Annotated in this window: 16 protein-coding genes; 6 read left to right on the plus strand and 10 right to left on the minus strand. The window is 43.3% G+C overall.

Translation table 11 applies throughout. The features are described 5' to 3' along the window. Positions 1–174 precede the first annotated feature (174 nt). From J4N43_RS08230 to J4N43_RS08250, 5 genes are all read left to right on the plus strand, one after another. Positions 175–1,518 (plus strand): sodium/glutamate symporter, encoded by a 1,344-nt coding sequence (locus tag J4N43_RS08230; protein ID WP_158159647.1) that lies wholly within the window; start codon positions 175–177, stop codon positions 1,516–1,518. 203 nt (positions 1,519–1,721) lie between these two features. Further along, positions 1,722–2,213, plus strand: a complete 492-nt coding sequence (locus tag J4N43_RS08235) for a type II secretion system protein (RefSeq protein WP_005377704.1) — start codon at positions 1,722–1,724, stop codon at positions 2,211–2,213. 271 nt (positions 2,214–2,484) lie between these two features. Further along, entirely contained in the window at positions 2,485–4,224 is a 1,740-nt protein-coding gene (locus J4N43_RS08240) for an ABC transporter transmembrane domain-containing protein (protein ID WP_053350572.1), read from the plus strand. A gap of 3 nt (positions 4,225–4,227) precedes the next feature. Continuing rightward, complete coding sequence (locus J4N43_RS08245; protein WP_042522895.1) at positions 4,228–6,003, plus strand: ABC transporter transmembrane domain-containing protein; 1,776 nt, start codon at positions 4,228–4,230, stop codon at positions 6,001–6,003. Positions 6,004–6,253: 250 nt separating this feature from the next. Then, entirely contained in the window at positions 6,254–6,802 is a 549-nt protein-coding gene (locus tag J4N43_RS08250) for an MSHA operon transcriptional regulator (protein WP_017820633.1), read from the plus strand. 42 nt (positions 6,803–6,844) lie between these two features. Here the strand turns inward: J4N43_RS08250 and J4N43_RS08255 are convergent, their stop codons facing one another. The 8 genes from J4N43_RS08255 to J4N43_RS08290 form a co-directional block, all read right to left on the minus strand. After that, positions 6,845–9,067 carry a TonB-dependent siderophore receptor gene (locus J4N43_RS08255; RefSeq protein ID WP_053350573.1) on the minus strand — a complete coding sequence of 741 codons (2,223 nt, stop codon included), beginning with the start codon at positions 9,065–9,067 and terminating at the stop codon, positions 6,845–6,847. A gap of 200 nt (positions 9,068–9,267) precedes the next feature. Then, entirely contained in the window at positions 9,268–11,244 is a 1,977-nt protein-coding gene (gene fhuB / locus J4N43_RS08260; protein WP_062730624.1) for a Fe(3+)-hydroxamate ABC transporter permease FhuB, read from the minus strand. Continuing rightward, positions 11,241–12,125 (minus strand): iron-siderophore ABC transporter substrate-binding protein, encoded by an 885-nt coding sequence (locus tag J4N43_RS08265; RefSeq protein WP_005377718.1) that lies wholly within the window; start codon positions 12,123–12,125, stop codon positions 11,241–11,243. Before J4N43_RS08265 ends, fhuB begins: the two co-directional genes overlap by 4 nt. A gap of 11 nt (positions 12,126–12,136) precedes the next feature. After that, a complete protein-coding gene (locus J4N43_RS08270; RefSeq protein ID WP_115385953.1) occupies positions 12,137–12,901 on the minus strand; it encodes an ABC transporter ATP-binding protein in 765 nt (254 codons plus the stop codon). 324 nt (positions 12,902–13,225) lie between these two features. Then, positions 13,226–13,444 carry a hypothetical protein gene (locus J4N43_RS08275; RefSeq protein WP_005377723.1) on the minus strand — a complete coding sequence of 73 codons (219 nt, stop codon included), beginning with the start codon at positions 13,442–13,444 and terminating at the stop codon, positions 13,226–13,228. Positions 13,445–13,531: 87 nt separating this feature from the next. Further along, positions 13,532–14,656: an HD-GYP domain-containing protein gene (locus J4N43_RS08280; protein WP_158159646.1), complete on the minus strand. Its 1,125-nt coding sequence runs from the start codon at positions 14,654–14,656 to the stop codon at positions 13,532–13,534. Between the two features lie 274 nt (positions 14,657–14,930). Continuing rightward, positions 14,931–16,136, minus strand: coding sequence for an aromatic amino acid transport family protein (locus J4N43_RS08285; RefSeq protein ID WP_033905238.1), 1,206 nt, complete (start codon positions 16,134–16,136; stop codon positions 14,931–14,933). Between the two features lie 161 nt (positions 16,137–16,297). Further along, the gene (locus J4N43_RS08290) at positions 16,298–17,491 is read right to left on the minus strand and encodes an iron-containing alcohol dehydrogenase (protein WP_158159645.1); all 1,194 of its coding nucleotides are present in this window, start codon (positions 17,489–17,491) and stop codon (positions 16,298–16,300) included. A gap of 629 nt (positions 17,492–18,120) precedes the next feature. On the opposite strand from J4N43_RS08290, the gene J4N43_RS08295 reads away from it, so the two are divergent. After that, on the plus strand, positions 18,121–19,386 hold the full coding sequence (locus tag J4N43_RS08295; RefSeq protein ID WP_025766702.1) for an HD domain-containing phosphohydrolase: 1,266 nt from the start codon (positions 18,121–18,123) through the stop codon (positions 19,384–19,386). Between the two features lie 54 nt (positions 19,387–19,440). Here the strand turns inward: J4N43_RS08295 and J4N43_RS08300 are convergent, their stop codons facing one another. Both J4N43_RS08300 and J4N43_RS08305 read right to left on the minus strand, forming a co-directional pair. Next, a complete protein-coding gene (locus tag J4N43_RS08300; RefSeq protein WP_005377733.1) occupies positions 19,441–20,043 on the minus strand; it encodes a 2OG-Fe(II) oxygenase in 603 nt (200 codons plus the stop codon). A 160-nt stretch (positions 20,044–20,203) separates the two neighbouring features. Continuing rightward, the gene (locus tag J4N43_RS08305; protein ID WP_017820626.1) at positions 20,204–20,974 is read right to left on the minus strand and encodes a TerC family protein; all 771 of its coding nucleotides are present in this window, start codon (positions 20,972–20,974) and stop codon (positions 20,204–20,206) included. Positions 20,975–20,991: the final 17 nt, after the last annotated feature.

Consider the following 20,991-nt stretch of genomic DNA (forward strand, 5'->3'; position numbering starts at 1 on the left):
ATCACAACATTTACACTCATTTCAAATTGCATAAGCACATTCCTTTGCTTATGAAAACGACATTGATTTCTCAACGCTTTTAGTCACGTATGTGGCTTTTTGGCTTGAGAGAGATTTTTATTCAAGGTAGGTCACAAGGACGCTACCCCTTGACTGCATTTACTGGAGGATAAGATGCCTAAAGGTCTAATGCTGACTGACTTAGCCATCGCTGGCTTACTATTGATTTTGGCAAAAGTCATTCGCGTTCACGCGCCATTACTACAGCGTATGTACATTCCATCGGCGGTTCTCGCAGGATTATTCGGTCTAATTTTTGGACCAGCCCTGTTAGACGTACTGCCTTGGACCGATACGTTTACCGCTAACGCAAGCCTATTAACTGCTGCACTTTTTTCTGCGTTAGGTCTGGCAACGGATGTTCCATCACCTAAAACCGTCGCACAGCGTGCTGGCTCATTGTGGGCGTTTAACCAAATCGCTTCTGTTTCTCAGTGGTTGTTTGCGGCAATGTTTGGTCTAGTTCTCACAACCTTCTTCTGGCCAGAGATTAATCCCGGCTTTGGTGTGACAATGTCTGCGGGCTTTATGGGTGGTCACGGGTCTGCCTCTGTTGTTGGTGAAATCTTCACGGGGCTTGGCTGGGAAGATGGCTTCACACTTGGCTTAACGTTCGCAACCGTGGGTATTTTCATTTCAATTTCTGTCGGCATGCTCATGCTGCAATTCGCATTGAAGATGGGTTGGATTCGTAGCTTTACGACATTCGATAGCATGGATGAACACGAACGCAAGGGGCTCGTTAAGCCTGATGATCAAGAGCCGGTAATGAAAGACACCATGTCTTCCCTGTCGGTTGATTCTTTTGCGATTCACGCGGCGTTGGTTGTAGTGGTAACAGCTTTCTCGTATGTAGCGGCTAACTACTTATCTTCTTTCCACGATAAGGTACAAATCCCTACGTTCGTAACTGGCTTCCTTGGCGGCATGCTCGTGCGAATCGTCGCGAAACAAACGAAAGCTTCACGCTATCTTTGTGACGGTGCATTCAAACACGCTGCGGGCATCAGTACCGATTATTTGATTATCTTTGGTATCTCAGCCATCAAGATTACCGTCCTAGCCCAGTATTTAATGCCGATGGTAGTGCTTGCAATCGGCGGTATCGCCTTCACACTATGGCTAATCTTCTGGGTTGCCCCACGTATCATGGGAGAAGATTGGTTCGAGAAAGGCATTTTCTCTTGGGGTTGGTTAACCGGTACGGTTGCCATGGGTATTGCGTTGCTTCGTATTGTTGATCCAAAAATGCGTAGCAAGGTGCTTGATGATTACGCCATCGCTTATGTCCCTGGCTCAATCACTGACATCTTCATCATCTCTTTGATGCCAATCGCGATGTATAACGGCATGCACTGGCAAGCGCTTGGTGTAGGATTAGGTTACATCGCAATTGTCTTATTTATTTGGCGATTCATTTTTAAACGTAACAGCAGTGCTCTGACACACGAATCTTAGTCGCTTTACTCGGGAGGATTTTATCCTCTCGAGTTCATTCCTTGGTTTTTCTCAAAATCACTCCCCACCTCGAAAATAAGCAACTTGTTTTATATTTGAGATTTGCAATCCCGATCTCTTACTATCATTCTTTTTTAATACTTGACCTGAAAGTTTCTATATCAGAATAGCCGCCTATTCGTTTCTAAACATGGAGAAAGGCTGTGCGTCGCTCTCAAGGATTTACTCTTATTGAACTCATTGTGTGCATCATCATTCTTGGTATTGTAAGCGTCGTTGCATTTCCTAAATTTCTTGGCTTACAAAAAGATGCCAGAGTGGCGGTTCTATATGGAGCCAGAGAAGCACTCATGACCGCCAACAACTTTGTCTACACCAAAGCAGTGATTCAATCTCAAGAGACAGTAGATGGCGGCATACAATATAACATTGATCTAGATAATGACGGCCATAACGACCTAATTGGTTACTTTGGATTTATCAAAAATGTTATTCCAGCAAAAGAGCTAGCAGGCTTTGATCCGCAACTCACTATCAACACTTGGTATGGGGTAGATAGCCCAGACGAGCCCTACTTCCTTATTGGTTTTGCAAACAAGCCTGTTGGTCCAGAACATATGTGTTATGTCGAAGTTTACTACCCAGAAACTCCTGGTGGCCAAGTGAAATACAAAATACAAACTGACGATTGCTAATTCCCATAGAGAGTGGCAGTAACACTTTTACTTTTGGTGTCTTCATCGTTATTGCAAGGTCATGGCTCCAAAACCACCATTAACAACTATTTCACATAATGTCGTCGCACAGTTAGCTCATAGAGATAAAACCAGTAATTTGCGCCGACACATGGTTATAATTGAAACAATCTATCGTTTTTAAACCCGCCTATAACTTGTGCTTGTAAACTCATCATTTCGCTCAATAATAGTTCTATAACAAATTCAATAATTTAAAGCGGGAGGCGTAATGAGAATATTCTGGCAGCTACGTTGGTATTTCCAACAAAAGTGGAGGCACTATGTCGGATCCATTCTGCTTTTCGCTGTGATATCAGCACTACAGCTTGTTCCGCCCAAAGCAGTTGGCATCATAGTTGATGGCGTCGTAGACAACACTTTAGATACAAATACGCTGATTCTATGGCTCTCAGGGTTAACTGTACTGATCTTTACTATTTATGGGTGTCGCATCTTATGGCGAATTTGGCTTTTCGGCGCAAGCTGGGAGCTCGGGACCATTCTACGTAACCGTCTATATAGGCATTTATCGACACAGCCACCTCGTTTTTTTGAACGTTACAAGACGGGGGATCTGATGGCTCGTGGCACTAATGATGTGCGTAATATCGTTATGACTGCCGGCGAAGGGGTTTTAACCGCCGCAGACTCTTTGATCACTGGTATTGCGGTTTTAATCATTATGGTCACGCAAGTAAGCTGGAAGCTCACCGTAATGGCGCTTCTTCCAATGCCATTTCTTGCCATCATCATCTTCTTTATTGTGCGTATCCTACATCAACGCTTTCGTGTCGCTCAGGAAGCCTTTTCTACCATGTCAGACATGACACAAGAGTCACTTAATGGCGTGCGAATGCTGCGTGCTTTCGGATTAGAAAACCAAGAGCAGCAACGTTTTGAAGAGGTTGTGGATGATACTGGCGAAAAGAACATCGCTGTCGCAAGAGTCGATGCTAGATTTGACCCGGCAATTCAGTTAACCATCGGTCTTTCTTTCCTTCTTAGTGTCGCTGCTGGTGCTTACCTTGTTGATAAAGGTGAGATCACGCTTGGTGATCTGACCGCATTTACGATGTATTTAGGGTTGATGATATGGCCGATGCTGGCATTCGCATTCCTATTTAACATTTTAGAAAGAGGCTCAGCTGCATGGAACCGACTACAAGAGATCTTTGATGAAAAGCCAGCAATTATCAGTGGCAATAAGCCAATAGAAAATAAACCACTTCCGTTGAAAATTGATATCGACGATTTCCATTGGTCTAGTGATTTACCGCCCGCTTTGACGGAAGTAAACATCGAACTGGAACCCGGAAAAATGTTGGGAGTTGCAGGGCCGGTAGGAAGCGGAAAATCGACCCTGTTAACACTACTTTTGCGTCAACATGATTTAGAAAACGGCTCAATTAAATTCGGTGATGTCGAGATCAAGGATGCCCTACTTCCACAGTGGCGCAACCGTTTTGCTGTCGTTAACCAAAGTCCGTTTCTATTCTCCAAATCTATCTTCGACAATATTGCCTTAGGCAACCCTAATGCAGAGAAAGAAGAAGTCTATAGAGCAGCAAAGTTAGCCTGTATACATGACGATATTGAGAAGTTTCCTGAAGGCTACCAAACAGAAGTTGGTGAAAAAGGCATTACACTCTCCGGCGGGCAAAAACAACGTATTGCGATAGCACGCGCTATGCTGCTGAATGCCCAAGTGTTGGTTTTGGACGATGCACTTTCCGCTGTTGATGGACGGACCGAACATCAAATCCTTAAGAATTTGGAAACACACTACCGTGATCAAGCCCTAATCGTTATTGCGCACCGCCTCACCGCTTTGGAAGCAGCAGACGAGATCATTGTATTGAATCACGGACACATTACTGAACGTGGGCAACATAGCGCTTTATTAGCGCATAAAGGCTGGTACGCCGAGATGTTCGAGTATCAGAAACTAGAGCAGGCGATGGAGGAATAATGAATGAACCAGACCAGCACGTTTAAACGGTTAATGTCTTACCCATTATCTCAACCAAAGCCAATGATTAAAGGACTCGCCTTGCTGTTTATTGCTGCGTTAGCCAGCGCTGGCGGCCCTTGGTTGATTCAATATTTCATTGATGAGCACATCGCTAAAGGTGACTATTCACAAAATGTTCTGATTTCGCTAGCAGTAGGTTATATCGCTCTTCAGATCGTATCGGCAACATTCCAGTATTTTCAGTCATTGCAATTTAGCATTGTCGCGGCTAACACGATCAAAGCGATTCGTAAGCAAGTATTTTCTGGCGTGATTAAGCAGCCGTTATCTGCGTTTGATTACACTCCTGCTGGAAAATTGGTGTCGCGAATCACCAACGATACGGAATCTTTACAGCAATTTTATGAGCTTTTGATCGCGACCGTGGTGAAAAACGTGGTCATGATTGTCGTAATGCTTGGCGTTATGTTTTTCATGAGTTGGAAGCTCACACTCGTTGTGCTTGTATTGCTGCCGATCGTCATCGGCTTTATGTACTTGTTTAAGCAGCTAAGTACAGAAAGCTACCGAAAGATGCGTGACCTATTGACCGATATAAATGCGAATCTGAGTGAATCCATTCAAGGGATGAGTGTCATTCAATTAATGCAACAAGAAGAGCGTTTTAATAAACAGTTCAACGAGCTAACCGCAGAGCATCTGGTGGCATCTAAACGAGTGATTCGGCTAAACGGCTATCTGCTAAGACCATTAATGGACTTACTCGCTGGTCTTGCGTTGCTTTGCTTGGTTGCGATCTTTGGTTTTAATGGTATTGAGTTGATTGGTGTGGGGGTACTGTATGCATTTATCAGTTATCTTGCGCGAGTTACTGAACCACTAATTGAGATGACTCAGCAACTTGCTCTACTTCAGCAGGCGTTAGTATCAAGCGAACGTGTTTTTGAATTAATTGACGCGAAAGAACAAACTTACGGGGACAATCATCAACCATTAAGGTCAGGTGCTATCGAACTTAGAGATCTCACATTTAGCTACGATGGTAAACAGGACGTCCTAAAAGACATTTCGTTGAAGGCCAACCACCAAGACTTTATCGCGCTTGTCGGGCATACAGGAAGCGGTAAAAGCACATTAGCGTCACTGTTAATGGGCTTTTATCCAACGCAATGTGGCGAACTGCTCATAGATGGTCGTCCACTTAAAACATTAGGGAAAGACGTACTTCGCAAAGATGTGGCAATGGTCCAACAAGATCCACATATTCTCCCTGCTTCAGTCAGAGAAAACATCTCTCTCAGTCGGGCGGTTGATGACAATCAAATATGGGATGCGTTAGACAAGGTAGGTTTGGCAGAACAAATTCATCGTTACCCTAACGGGCTAGACACGCAGTTAGGTCAAGGCGAAACTAATTTATCTGCGGGTCAGAAACAGCTTTTGGCGTTAGCACGTGTGCTTGTGGTAAAACCTAAGATATTGATATTAGATGAAGCAACCGCAAATATTGACTCAGGAACAGAGGCTTTAATCCAAAAGAGCTTGGCGGTACTCAGACAAGACATGACGCTCGTTGTTATTGCTCATCGGCTTTCAACTATCCTAGATGCAGACCAAATCATTGTTCTTCATCATGGGGAGTTAGTTGAGAAAGGCACACACAAAGCACTCTTAACGCAAAATGGTCGTTATGCTCAAATGTATCAGTTACAGCAAGCAAACCGACACCTACAACAGATTGAAGAAGACACCAAGCAACTCGAAGAAGCGGTGTGATTTTATGCCCGTGCCTTCTTTTATTTAGTCGGCATGGGCATAATTGGTGTAACTTCAAAATTTAGCCTTGTAAGCTTCCAATTTCTTCATAATGTGAACTAATTTTCTATTTCTTACCTATTATTGACATAACCCCTCGCTATATCACGCAAGGTCGTTGTAAAATCGTACGGTACTTAAGTCTACTGCCTGTGGCATTGGGCTGAATTCCGCTTTCTAATTATGCACATTAATCTCATGACACAAGTCCATGGACAAAGATAAGTTTACTAACATCTATCGCTTGCCTGGTTCGATTCAAATTCGTATCGGTAAATGGCAAAAGACGTTCCGCGGCACCTCTGATTTAGTTTTACATCAGGCGCTAATGGAGCGTAATAAGCAATTTAAGAAGCCAGACTTTTTACCTAAAGGCTGGTGTGTCACTCCTGTTGATGAAAACGACATTACCATTACGCATCACGGTAAATATATCCAAACCGTTATGCGCACAATGCTGGACAGAAAGGTCTCATACAAGCGACTGTTCCTATCTCGAATGAGTCTCGAAGATGGTGAAAAAGTGCTCCACAATTACAAGCTGGAGTGGGTAAGAAAACATAACCAGATCGCCAAAAAGTACAATCAAATTAAAAAGAAACAATATATGAACTTTGCAAGAGAAGAAGAGGAAACCCTCTACCCTTCGATTCCAAAGGGTGAGTTTGACAAAACATTATGGAACAAACTTGTCGTATCATCGTTTGGTCCGCAGAAAAAGTACAAAAACCCGCACTTTGTCCGTAAAGCCGATTTCTAAATAAACACCCCTAAAGTTAGGGGTGTTTATTTATACGTTAACTCACCAGTCGTAAGTTAAACTTGCAATAACATTTTGTCGGTCGCCATACCAACAAAAGCCATCACATGTCGCTATGTACTTTTTATCCGCGATGTTTTTAGCTGCGACTTGTAGCTTGTAATCGCCGATTCGATAACTGACCGTCGCATCCATTAAGAAATAACTTGGTACTTTTAGTCTCTCTTCATTGTCTCCGTATGACTCACCTGTATAGCGCGCGCCTAAGCCAACAGCAAAGCCATCAAGAGGTCCATCAAAGAAACGATAATGTGCCCAAGCTGATGATACGGTATTCGCCACTTGGGAAGGTGTTTTGCCAACCCATGCCTTATTGATGTCTTCTTTTATCTCTGCATCAACGTACGCAATGTTCCCGATCAATGTTAAGGATGGTGTCACATTAGCTACAGCTTCAAACTCAACGCCGTTATTTTCTATTTTTCCTATTTGCGTTAATTCACTCAAGTAGATACGAGCCAAGTTTTCTTTTGTTGCCCGATACGTTGCAATATTGAAATAACCATCAAATGAATCCGGTTGGTATTTCATACCGATTTCAAATTGATCACCGCTTTCAGGCTTCGCTGGCTTACCATTGCTGTCTTCTTGAATAATTGGATCAAAGTACTGAGAGTAACTAAAGTATGGCGTGAAGCCAGAATCAGAAATATAAGCCGTTCCCACGCTAAACGTCCACTCTCCATTATCGACTTTCGTGCGAGCACCCGTGGTAACATTATGTACTTCATTACTTGTATCGTCGTAACGTGCGCCCAATAACATCGCCCATTTATCGTTGATCAGCATATGATCTTGAAAGTAGACGCCGAGCTGCTGATTATCGATTTTCGTTCTTTGCTTATCGGTTTCGCTCAATGGTTGTAGCGTATTCGGATCGAGTAACATTATGTTATCCGAATAAGTAGGATTAAATACATTAAACCTAGGATCGGGCAAAGCTCCCATTGGTGTGTTTAATAATGCATTACCATTAGCAACGATAGGGTCATTGGCAAAATCTTTACCATCGATACTGATCATTTGAAAATCTATGCCCAACATCAAGTTATGCTCAACACTTCCCCCATTTACTTGGTGCATCAAACGATTATCGATATTAAAAGCATCAGATGACCCATCTTCTGTTGAAGCACCCCGAAGTATGGTTTTGCGTTCATTTGATGGGTCCAAAGCCGGCCCCAACGCAGGCACGTCAGCCGAGTAAACGTACGAATACATTTGTCTTAGCTTAACATCCATTTCGCTGTAACGAGCTGCTTGAACAAATGAAGTGGTATCATTAAATGCATGAGAAAACTCATAGCCTAAAGACACCTGCTCACGCTCAAACGTCTCCCAGTTAGGATTGCCTATCGCTAAACTATCACTGATCTTTCCATTTTTGTTTGGCGTTAACGTTCCTTCAACTGGCAAAAATTGCAGATAAGGATCTGAGTCGTCTTTTTGATAGCTCGTTAGAAAGGTAATTTCAGACGTCTCATTAAATTTGTACGTCATCGATGGAGAGAGAAGAATGCGCTCTGCTTCTACCCCACTAATTCTCGTCCCATTTTTTCTCGCTAACCCTTGAAAGCGGAAAGCTAACTGCTCACTCACCTCAGAGTTTACGTCAAGAGAAAGTTGTTTACGGTCTTCAGAACCGTACTCCAAAGATACAAGTCCTGACCCCCCATCAAATTGAGGTCGCTTACTGACAACATTGATAACCCCACCTGGAGGGTTTTGCCCATAAAGAACAGACGCTGCACCACGTAAAACTTCAACCCTCTCTAACGCAAACGGATCTATTTGCCAACTATAGAAGCCAGAAGAATATAAACGGGTACCATCTTGATACAACCCGCTGTTCGCTTGTTTAAAACCACGAATAATAAACCAATCTTGCTTGTTATCTTCGCCGAAATAATTAGTTTGAATGCTTGGTGTGTACTGTAGTGCGTCAGAAATGCTAATAGAGGCACGATCATCCATTTGCTCTCGCGTAACAACAGACACCGCTCTTGGAGTCTCATTGATGGCAATATCAGTTTTCGTCGCTGCCCGACTCTTCGCTCCAAGATAACTAAAATCAGGACCAACTGCACTGTCTTGCTGCTGTCCAATCACAACTATATTTTCATCTTCCTGAGCCAAGACATTTGGCGTTGATAAAGCTAATACAACCGCCATCGACGTTGGTGTCAGCATAAACTGCCGAGTCATATTCTTCTCCTTTTTGTCGGCAGCCAAACCAACCCTTCATGACTTCAGCGACCGCTGAAAGAAAAGCGAGTTACGGCATCGCCAGTTGTTTCCGTAAAAGACAAACCAGAGGTTTTGCATAAAGCACTCGCATAGGTTACGAATGCCACTACGAGTGCTTATTTGTATAAGTACTTTCTTGGTTGAGGCTTAACTCATCTCTATAAACGGCGTAAACCCCACATTAAATACAAACCGCCAATGAGAGACGCCATAAGTCCTGTTGGTATTTCTTGCGGGTAAAGGACCTGTCGTCCCAACCAATCAGCCAACAACATCACCCCTGCCCCCAGTATCGCGGCGCATAACATGTGTTGTGACGCTTTGTTAAAACCAAATAAGCGAGCTAAATGCGGAGCCAACAACCCAACAAAGCTAATCGGGCCAACAACCAATGTCGCACTGACCGTGAGACAAGCAACTAAAAGAAGCAGTATTGCGCGTGAACGATCAACTCGAATTCCAAGTGCTTTAGAGGAAGCGGCACCGACAGGAAGAATATCTAGCCATCTTACGCAGAGAAAACTCAACCCTATAAAGACAAGCGCAGATAAAGACAATGGGAGTAACGTTTCAACCGAGACATAGTAGGTAGACCCAGACAACCAAGCCAATGCTTGATAACTTCTTGGGTCACCAGTGGCTAGAATAAAGCTCTGTATTGCATTCATCAGTGCGGTTATCGCAATACCAGTCAACAAAATACGCTCCGGCTGAAAGCCTGACTTACGGTTTAGCAGCACAATGACTAATACCGTCGCTAATGCGCCTACGAGCCCGCCTAGAGAAAGAGTGAAAATTGACGAACCAAACCCAGTAAACATCGCGATGATCAATCCCATCGCTGTCCCTGAACTGATACCGATCACTTCAGGACTTGCCATTGGGTTTCCACTTAGGCGTTGAATCATGGTTCCAGCAATCGCCAACATTGCCCCCGCAATTGCTGCTGCAAATAATCTAGGTGCGCGCCATTCCAAAAAAATCCAATTTTGGCTAGCAATTAAGTTTGTCCACCCTTCATTTTGCACAGCAACCGTGGCAAAAAGGACAACGGAAATTAACGTACCGATCAACGCCAATGAGATCGCTTTAGGGTTTAGCTTGTAAACATGTTGACGGTGTCGAGTTAACACTGTTTGAGTATGGCCCTGCGTCTTTTGTGATAAACGAGGTAACAGCCATAACAGTAACGGAGCGCCCAATGCAGCCGTTGCTGCTCCCGTTGGTATAAAACTCGCCATTAGCCCTGGCAGTTGCTGAATAACCAAATCGGTTAAAGTCAATAACATGGCACCAATTAGCATTGATACCCAAAGCTTATGCTGGACTTTATTGATACCTATCAATCGAGTAATCGCTGGCGCCGCTAACCCGATGAAACCGATGATTCCTACGGCAGAAACCACCCAAGAAGTGATTAACACCGCAAGCCCAAGACAGACAAAACGCAACTTAGCTAACGAGACACCTAAACTCTTGGCACCTTGCTCGGAGAGTTCCAACAGACTTAACGGCTTTGCAATCACAAATGCAACGACCGTAGCAAGTGCGATTCGAGGTGCAAGATACGAGAAATCTCCCCATCCACTCTGAACAAGCGAACCGGCTCCCCATATCATTAACCCATTCAGCTTTTCGGTATTCATCATCAGAATAACCGTACTTAATGATGCAAAGTACAGGTTTATCACTAACCCAGAAACGACGACAACCGTTGGAGATAACGCTCGTCGCCATGACAACAGCATCACCAACCCCATCGATATCACACCGCCGATGAGAGCAACCAAATTAGGCGCGATATCCAACATCCAAGGTGCGAATAGCGTAGCTAACATCAAAGCAAAACTTGAACCACTCGCCACACCAAGTGTCGTGGGTGAAGCGAGAGGGTTACGCAGCACTTGCTGCATCAATACCCCAGCAACCGCTAATCCAGCACCAGATATAATCGTGGTGAAGACTCGAGGCCACCAGCTAAAGTGAAGTAAAACAGAATCGATAGATTGAAAGTTAGGCTCCCATAAACTGCTTAGAGCTAACGAAAATGAGCTTACTTGGTACAATTGGAAAGCACCAATAGAAAAGGTAAATGCCGAAAGTAACACCACAAAGCTTAAAGGCATCGTTTTCATTGTGTTAACTCCTCGACCTTACTCGCCGTAACTAACTCTGCGAAACGGAGGGCTGAAGGCATAGAACCAAAACTCCAAACGGGCGCGACTTGCATGACCTTTTCACCAGATTGTTGAACAACATATTGCCAAAATGGGTCTTGAGAGAGCTGCTCCGCTCCACCATAAGGTAATGGCTCTACGATAACGATTTGAGCTTTTATGCCAGCTAACTTGTCGATGCCAACTAGGCTGAAGCCCCAGCTATTCGTCTTTTCATTCCATGCATTACTCAGCCCAATCTTTTCGATAGCCTGGGAGTAAAGACTATTTTGACCAAAAACACGTACGTGCTTTGTATCCATAAACTGAATCATTAGAAGTGGCGGCTGGCCTTTATTTATACGCTGTTTTAATAAAGACAAACGTTTTTCATATTGTTGGATAAGCGCCTCTGCTTCCGCCTCTCTTCCCAGCTCTTCACCAAACCTCCGAGTGAAACTGGTAAGTACCGACCAATCCGTAATCCCGCTTTCATATAAGTCAATGGTGGTAACCGGGGCGATATCAACTAAGCGATGCTTCATTGAGGAGAAGTACGGGGCAATAAAAATACGATCAGGTCTGAGCTCGTAAATGCGCTCTATATTGGGTTGAGTTCTTAACCCTACATCCTTCGTTTGAGGTGGTAACGGTGGCGATTTTACCCAAGCATCGTAATCTTGCCCTTGAGCAACGCCTACAGGTACGACCCCTAAAGCCAACATCGTTTCAGTTTGTGTCCAATCAACCGACATCACCCGAGGTGATGCGTCAGCTAGTGCTTGAAAAGAACTGACCAAAAGCGCACTAAGTGAGAGAGCGAAAGAGAAATGTTTAAGTCGAGTGTTTGTACTGCTCATTATTCCAACCTTTAGCTTGGCATCGCCACCGGATAACCCGCAGGGTGGTCAGAGATCATCATCTCTATCCCATATATGTCCCTCAACTTAGGTTCAGTAAACACCTGTTCAACATTGCCTTGTGCAATCAAATCACCTTGATGTAATGCAACGATGTAGTCGCAAAATCGTGCAGCCAAGTTGATATCGTGTAATACGATAATAACGCCCAAACCCAGTTCTTGACTGAGTTTAGAGATAAGCTTCAACATATCTACTTGATGGCTGATATCTAGCGCAGACAAAGGCTCATCAAGAAGCATATACTCGGTTTTTTGGGCTAACAGCATAGCTAGCCACACACGTTGACGCTCTCCCCCAGATAACGTGTCCACTAAGCGATCTGCGTATTTTAGTGTGCCTGTCATCGCCATTGCTTCTTCAACAATGTCGTGATCTTTCTTACTCAAACGTCCAAGTAAACCATGCCATGGATAACGACCAAAACCGACTAAATCTCGACCTAAAATACTGTCGGTCACCGGAAGATGCTGAGGCAAGTAGGCAATATGTTGGGCGAATTTTTTCGCTGAGAGATCGTTAATGCTCGTTCCATGCAGAACCACGTCACCAGCTGTGTATTGCTGTTGCTGTGCCAGCAACTTTAACAATGTGGATTTTCCTGAACCATTGTGTCCAACAAGGGCGTATGTTTTTCCGGGTTCAAATGTCACATCAAACGCTTTTAGCAATGACTTGCCTTCAATCTCAAACTGGAGTGCTTTAGCTTCCAACATCCCTACTTCACCTAATAGCCATTTACGAATAACAGTTATTCAAAGCTCTCATTCGTTGATCACGTTTGCCGTTCTTATTCAACAGAACGATTAATAAGGGAGGTTTTATATAACAACAAAGATACAAATGCAAACCGTTGTCATTATCATTACATAAACAAGATCATTGAGAGAATTGCTAAGTGTTAGTGATAATTTGCTCTGCTGAACTTCATTAGTAAATTATAGGCAGGTCAACGAGAGCAGCGGTCTCCCACTGCTCTCGCATAAATTTGAACGAATACTGCAGCGTATGAAGAAATGAAAAATGCCGCAGTGAATACATTAATGACGAGCGTCAGCGCCAAACTCTACTTCTTTATAGATATCGGCCAGCGACTTTTTACCTTGTTTGTCTTTGGCTGAACGCTTTTTCTTAGTTTGATAATGGTATTCTTGCTCCTGAAGTGCTTGTTCGTGCTCTTTTGCTGACTCAACAAACTCAGGATTTGCAAGTGCTTGTTGGCGTAAGCGGTTTACTCTTTCAAGGGTTTCCCACAACATACTTCACCTCCAAACTTATTACTGTATATAAAAACAGTATTGTTTAAATATTCCTCCTCGTCAACATTTCAACTTTGTTACTGCTCTTCACATTAACCCCAAGCCTGTATAGTGCTCGGGATATTTGTGGATGATTTGCTTTATATAACCTTGATGCTCTCGCAGAGCATCAACACATTCTCGAGATAACCACCCCTGATATACCCATTTTTCAAGTTCTAACAATGCGTATGGGATGGACCACGCTTGTCTATACGGATGGTGCGTTGTCATAAAATCAAAGGCATTCGCGGCAGCCGTAATTTGGGCGACTATTGGTATATCATCATTGGTTAAACCATAAGGATAACCAGTGCCATTTAAATTTTCGTACTGATAAATAATCATCTGCAAAAACAAAGTCACACTCGGGTGAACCGGATTTCCGATACGGGCAACTATGTCATCCGCTGAATCGATACAACGCTCAATATGTTGAATCAATATCGCCTCTTGTTCTTGAGAGTAATTTGTTCGGCGGCTAGCAATTTCAACTGGCAGCTGACTATCACCGAGCGCATGGAACTGAGCAAAAATACCAATATCTTCGACCATTTCGTCATTCAGGTGATAACGATCCGCTAACTGCGTTGCGATAATTTGACTGTAGTACTTCATGCGTTTGGTATGCGCGTAATACTCAGGTGAATAGCCTGGCATCATACATTGCATTCGGTTCGCTAGCGTTTCTATCGCATTGACTACTTGAGTTTCTGATTCAACCGCAAATCGAATCATTTCGAAATAAGGTTTAAGACCATTCAGCGCTTCTAAACTAAACGCATCACGTTGAGTGGAGTTCAAAAATACAAAACCAGTAAGAGCTTTATTGTCATAACAAGGAATAGCAGCCGACGACTGATATCCGTGTTTGAGTAAAATTTGAACCCGAGGACAGTGATTAATATCATGAAGGTCTTCGACGATACGAGGAACCGCGTTTTTAGAGGCAATATTGAGGTGGTGGAGTTTACGGAATGCTGATTCGTGATGGGCTAGACACCAAGTGTCGAACTCACTTTCTGCAAATGATTTGAGCACATCTTGGTCTGGGTGATATTTTGCAAATGACACCCTATCAATACATGGCAAGTGCGCCTGCATCCTGCCTTTTAGCGTTTGCAGTTGCTCGTTAAGCGGTTTTGCAAACGGGTAAAAACTCCGGTGCGCCATGCTTCATCTCCACACCAAAGCAGAGAAACAAGAAAAGCTCATTGTGTTGCAAATTCAATGGTATTTTGAGCGGTTTTCTCCACTTAAACTATCGATATACCACAACTTAAGTGTACGAAATAAAAGCACATTTCTACCAATTTTTTCACCGGATATCTTACGGTAATTTGATCCAGATTAAAAAAGCCAACGAGCAAAACTCGTTGGCTTAACAATACTGATTGATTACGATGGATTCAGTAACTAGAGGTTATTCAAAGAACGTTCTGAACAACTAGCCTAGAGCAGGAAGCACACCCAGCGTAATTAACACCTGAGCGAATACGATGCCAGTGCCAGCGATGCCCGTTATCACTAGCGCACCTTGACCACCTGCGACGCGGTACTCCCCAGTAAAATCATCCGATTTACGAACCTTGATCACCATAACCAAAGGCAAAAAGATGGCTAAAATCGCTAAGGCAATCGCTGCATAGCCCAAAGCCATAATAAAGCCTTGAGGATAGAAAAGTGCGAAGCCTAGCGGTGGAGTAAACGTCACTAGTGCCGCAATCAAACGATTAGGCTTATCGTTACTTCCTTTGATGGTATCACCCAAAAATTCGAATAGACCCAAACTCACGCCAAGGAACGATGTCAACAATGCCAAGTCAGCAAACACACCAACAATGCTACCCAAATTTGATTGGTGTACTGTCTGAGATAGTTGACCAATCAGTGCGCTCAACCCTCCGTTCTCAACAAGCGTACTTTGGCTAACCACACCCAACGTCACGATTTGCCAAAAGATATAAATAACGAGTGGAATCGTCGAACCAATAATAACGGCTTTGCGTAAAGAAGAAGTGTCACCGTCTAAGTAATTCACAATTGCAGGTATACTTCCGTGGAAACCAAACGAAGTAAAGATCACCGGAATCGCCGCTACAACAAGGCCTTGTTCGATTGGCATACTTAACAAGTAAGATTCCGTAACGTTTGGAGCAAGAAAAGAAAGCACCGCAACCATCGCAATGAGCTTCATCGCGAACAGGACTCGGTTTACTTTATCGACCGTACCGGTACCCACTGTCACAACTAAAGTCACAATCAAGGTAAAGATTATCGTTGATGTAGGCCCTGAAATATCGAGGTCAAACCATTGTGCAAGGCGGTCTCCGAACTGAGCACCACCGCCAGCGATATACGCTGCACATAATGAGTAGAAAAGAAACAACATCGCAAAACTTGCCACCCACTTGCCTTTTTGACCTAGGATCTGTTTCGCCAAAGTATGAAGTGTAGCACTACTCTCCGCATGTTGATGAAGCTCAAGCATAAGCAAGGCAGTGAAAGCCATCAGAGCCCATAAGCCTAGCATGATGATAATAGAAGTTGAAAAACCAATGCCGGCAGAGGCAAGTGGAAGCGCTAGCATACCAGCGCCTATTGTAGTGCCCGCAATAATTAGCGTACTACCGAATACTTTAGAACGACTCATTGTATATTAATCTTTACACTTTATTAGAAACTATCAGTATTAGATCGGGCAACGGCGGACCGAAACCAACACCATATTTGTATTGCCGTCGATATTGTAGGATCTTTAGCAGAAGATCAAGCAAAGTGTAAGGATAAAAAACCACAAATGTAAACTATAATTTACACCTTGCTGATATTTAACAATAACTGTGTGCATTCTTCCCTGTTCATGAACTTGGGAACAGGGTAATTCCAGTGCGCCTCTTTCAGAATTAAATCAACAAGCGCATCAGCATCTTCACGTTGAATGAGCGCACTGGTTTGCTCAATATCAATAGTTGAAAACAAGGACTCCAGATTCGCCAAAAAATGCTGAGCACTTGCGTTACCTAACTGCCCCTCGGCCGTCAACTCATCGAGCTTTCTTAGTTGAGGCTCAATCTCTGATAATGAAAAGCGCAGCACAGGCAACAAGGCTAATCCGTTTGCCATACCATGAGGTATTCCATATCTCGCACCGAATGTGTGAGCAAAGGCATGAACATAACCCAAACTCGCTTTGGTAAATGCTAAACCCGCGTAATAGGATGCCATAGCCATTTTATGCCGAGCTTCGACATCATCCCCTTGCATCACAGCCCTAGGAAGATATTTAAAAATGAGTTTAATAGCGGCAACCGAATAAGCCATCGTTTCTTGAGTAGCGTTTTTCGATACATAGGCCTCAATAGCGTGGGTTAATGCATCAACGCCAGTATCAGCCGTGATCTTAGGAGGTAAACCAATCATTAAATTCGCATCTACAGCTGCCATTAGTGGCACCAACTTTGGATCCATTAAAGGTGTTTTAATGTGTGAGGAGGGATCTGACACGACCGCAGCGATAGTAACTTCACTTCCGGTTCCAGCCGTTGTTGGAATAGCAAAAAGCGGCGCTGGCATTCGCCATACCTTCAATAGTCCAGCTAATTTTTTTATTGGCCGTTTATTGGTAACTTTCGCAGCGATGACTTTTGCACAATCCATTGCAGAGCCGCCACCCAAAGCTAATATGCCCTCACAATGAAAACGATGATAAGCCTCTAGACCGCTCTCAACCTGATCATAGGTAGGATCGGGCTTAACTTGCGAGAAAACATCTAACTGTAAATCGAGTTGTGCTGCTGCCTCAAGCACCTTATCTACAATACCGACTTGGACTAACCCTTCGTCGGTAACTAACAAGACGCGTTTAAATCCCAGCTCGGTCATCGATTCTAATAGCTCATTCATCGAACCAAGGCCGGAAAACAAGGTTGGTCTCGGCATAGGAAGGATAAGGGCTGCTATTTTTAACCCTGCGGTGTAACTCCGATATAAACGATGCTTCAACATACGAAATCCTTTTCATTTAGAGCTATCATTCTAGCTACTTTTACTACCTATGCTTACTTTGCAATCACACATTTTCAATAAACTTATCTCACTAAAAGGGCTAGCATCGCTGGGAAACCGTACCATTTTATTATCTTTCCTCAACGACATGAGCTACAGAGAAAATGTTTTCAACGACGCTCTATTGTCATGTAGTTAACAAGCTGCTTTCCCTATTACTCTGTTAGTTACAGAGCAAGCCTCGAAGAAGTCCTCTTATTTTTTGCCTTCAAAAGCAACAATATGAATTCTGTTAATCACACATCAATACCGTGTGTCTCTGGTTAAGCCCGAACACGATTTACAAAAATAAAAATAAGAATGTGTTACATCATGATTTATTGTCGTTTTCAAATAAGTCAACAAGAGCAACAATAATCTTTCAAAACTTATACTTAGTTCAAATATCTGACTCTTAACCATGAGCTTCAGGTGATATTATTATGCAACTAGGATTATTATCCCGCCCATAATCAAAACTATGTCTAAACGCCCACCTTTTTGGGGTCTATTCGCTGTCGTACCCAATTTTTCCTATCACCTTCTGATTTGGGTTTAGCGTGGGCTAATTAGCAATGTCGGTATAAACCATGAATCATTCTTGCCATTCCCATACGGACATGGGCTTTGAAGTCGATCTGAAACAAGCACTTATCTGGGTTGCTCGAGCACTCGACTATGTAGGTGTTGATGATACGCACCATAGCCACCGTGTCGCTTACATCGCTTACCAATGTGCTCGGGTCATGAACTGGGAACCAGAAAAAGCGGAGTTTTGCTACTTCGCAGGGATGATCCACGATTGTGGGGTCTCCGAAACACAAGAACATAAAATGTTACTTGAGGAGTTGGTGCCACAAGACGTAAAAACACATTGCTTAAGAGGATACCGAAGCCTCAAGCAGTGTCGTTTGTTGCGTCAGTTTGCTACACCTGTTCTTTACCACCATACACATTGGAGTGAACTAAAATATCTTGATTTACCGCCTTTTGAAAAAGAGGTCGCTGCCCTACTCTATTTAGCCGACCGTCTCGATTTTATGCGTTCCAAATACGTCATGAACTGCCACTGTGACATTGTCACACTTCATGAAGAACTAATTGCAGAATGCATCATGGCAAACGCTGGAACTTTGTTTAATCCAGACATGGCTAAGGCAATGGTTAAGCTCGTTATGACCGACGCATTTTGGTTCGCGATGGAGTCTGAAAATATAGAAACCATCGGATTAAACTTTAAAAGCATTGATTGGCTTCAAAAACAGCTCACCATCCAAGATATGAATAGTTTGGGCATGTTTATCGCTCGAATTGTTGACGCAAAAAGCCCATTTACTTATCAACATTCGCAAAAAGTGGCGGAGTTATCTCGGTATCTAGCCATCAAGCTTGGGTTCTGTGAGCACGACCAAGAGATGTTATTTATTGCTGGGTTGGTGCATGATATCGGAAAGTTAAAAACACCAGATGAGATTCTTCATAAAGAAGGCTCTCTTAATAAACAAGAGTATACGCGTATTAAACGCCATACAATTGATACTCAGCTCGCATTACACAAAGTGTTTCCCAACGCTAAAATAGCGGAGTGGGCCTCTAATCATCACGAGCGTTTGGACGGTTCTGGCTATCCTTATCATAAAACAGGAGACGAACTCGATGTACCATCGCGTATTGTCGCGGTTGCCGATGTTTTTCAAGCTCTGTCTCAGGACCGTCCCTACCGAGGACGAATGGCTCAAGCACAAATCGCCGCGATTATGGGCGAGCAAGTCGCTAAACAAGAACTTTGTTCTGACGTCTATGCAGTGCTAGAGCGAAACATGACCGAGTGTTACGAGCTATCAACTAATGTTTAATCGATAAAGGGCGTATCTACGCCCTTTGCTGATTTTGTGCAGGTTGCAAATCAATCATTTTGCAATATCAAGTACATTGTCTCGCACACCATTGATTCTGAACCAACCTGCAATACTGAAACGCTCAGCATTGGTCGGTAAAACCTCATGCGGGAATTGCTCAGATAAGAATAAAAGTAAGCGTCCCGATTGAGGAGGGATGGTTGCTATCTTATTATCATTTAGATCGTAAACCACCAATTCACCTGCATCCTTTTCCGTCCAAGATTCGTTCATGTAAAAAACGGTTGTCAATCGACGGTTTTCATTGCCCTTAAAACAATCTAGATGCTTTTGGTAGAAATCCCCTTCCTCGTACTTGGCAAAGTGAGCTTCATACTCAAAAAGCCCCAGAAACAAGTGACGGTTCACTTCTTGGCGTATTTCTTCCATCTTATCTAAGTAAGAAGTAACCGCGTGCCCCATATTGGGCGATAACCATTGAATTTTGTCACTTCGAATTGACTCAATACGTGTCACATCGTCATTACGACCAATACGCGCTTTTTTCCAGTTACTTGGAATGCAGTCTCGTAATTGAGCCACTTCTTGTTCAGAAAGAAAATCATCCCAGATGTAGTAGCCATGGGTTGCTAACGCATCGATCATTTTATCCATTATTGTCGTTCACTCATATTAGTTGGGCGGTCTATATAAAAAATCTTCAACCCCACAACAAATGCGATTTTTTGTCGAAACGACAACAAAATAAAAAGAGACTAAAAATAGGTGATGACGAATATAAAAATGCCGCTCATATGAGCGGCAATATCTTTTATTATTGACGAGCTTCTAATCTCGTTGGATGAACTCGCAACGGACTAAGACGTTTAATAGTCGGGCGTTGTTTGTTTTTTAACTGGATATGACAAAGTTCCAGAATTAAGCCGAATGCCATCGCAAAGTACACATAACCTTTGTTGATATGAATTTCGAAGCCTTCTGCCATCAATAAACCACCTAACAAAACGAGGAATAACAAAGCAAGTGTCTTAAAACCAGGGTAACACGACACCAGGTTATTGATTTTTTCTGCTGTCATGACCATCACGATAGCAGAAGAAACAATCGCTGCGACCATAAGTGGGACATCACTTGTCAAACCAACGGCGGTTATCACCGAGTCCATCGAGAATACAGCATCCACGGCAACAATCTGCAACAGAACTACCGCTAAACCAGTACGGGCGTGAGTTGAGTGAGCCGACTCGTTGTGATTTAACCAACTCCACAACTCTTTCAGGCTTTTAGCCAAGAGGAATGCACCACCCGCAATCATGATAACGTCTCTTCCGGTAAACGCATGGTTCGCCAAAGAAAATAGCGGTTGAGTCAGTTGCATGATCCAAGAGATTGAAAACACTAAACCAATACGAGCAATAACAGCAAGACCAATACCAAGGTTTCTTGCCAGCTTACGTTGGTGCAGCGGCAGTCTTTCACATAAGACAGAGATAAAAACGACGTTATCAACGCCTAAGACAACTTCAAGCGCAAACAAAGTGGCGAAAATAGCCCAAGCTTCTGGTTGCATAAAAAGTTCTAGCATGAGCATGTCTCCAATAA

Source organism: Vibrio sp. SCSIO 43009 (assembly GCF_023716525.1).
Taxonomy (GTDB): Bacteria; Pseudomonadota; Gammaproteobacteria; order Enterobacterales; family Vibrionaceae; genus Vibrio; species Vibrio alginolyticus.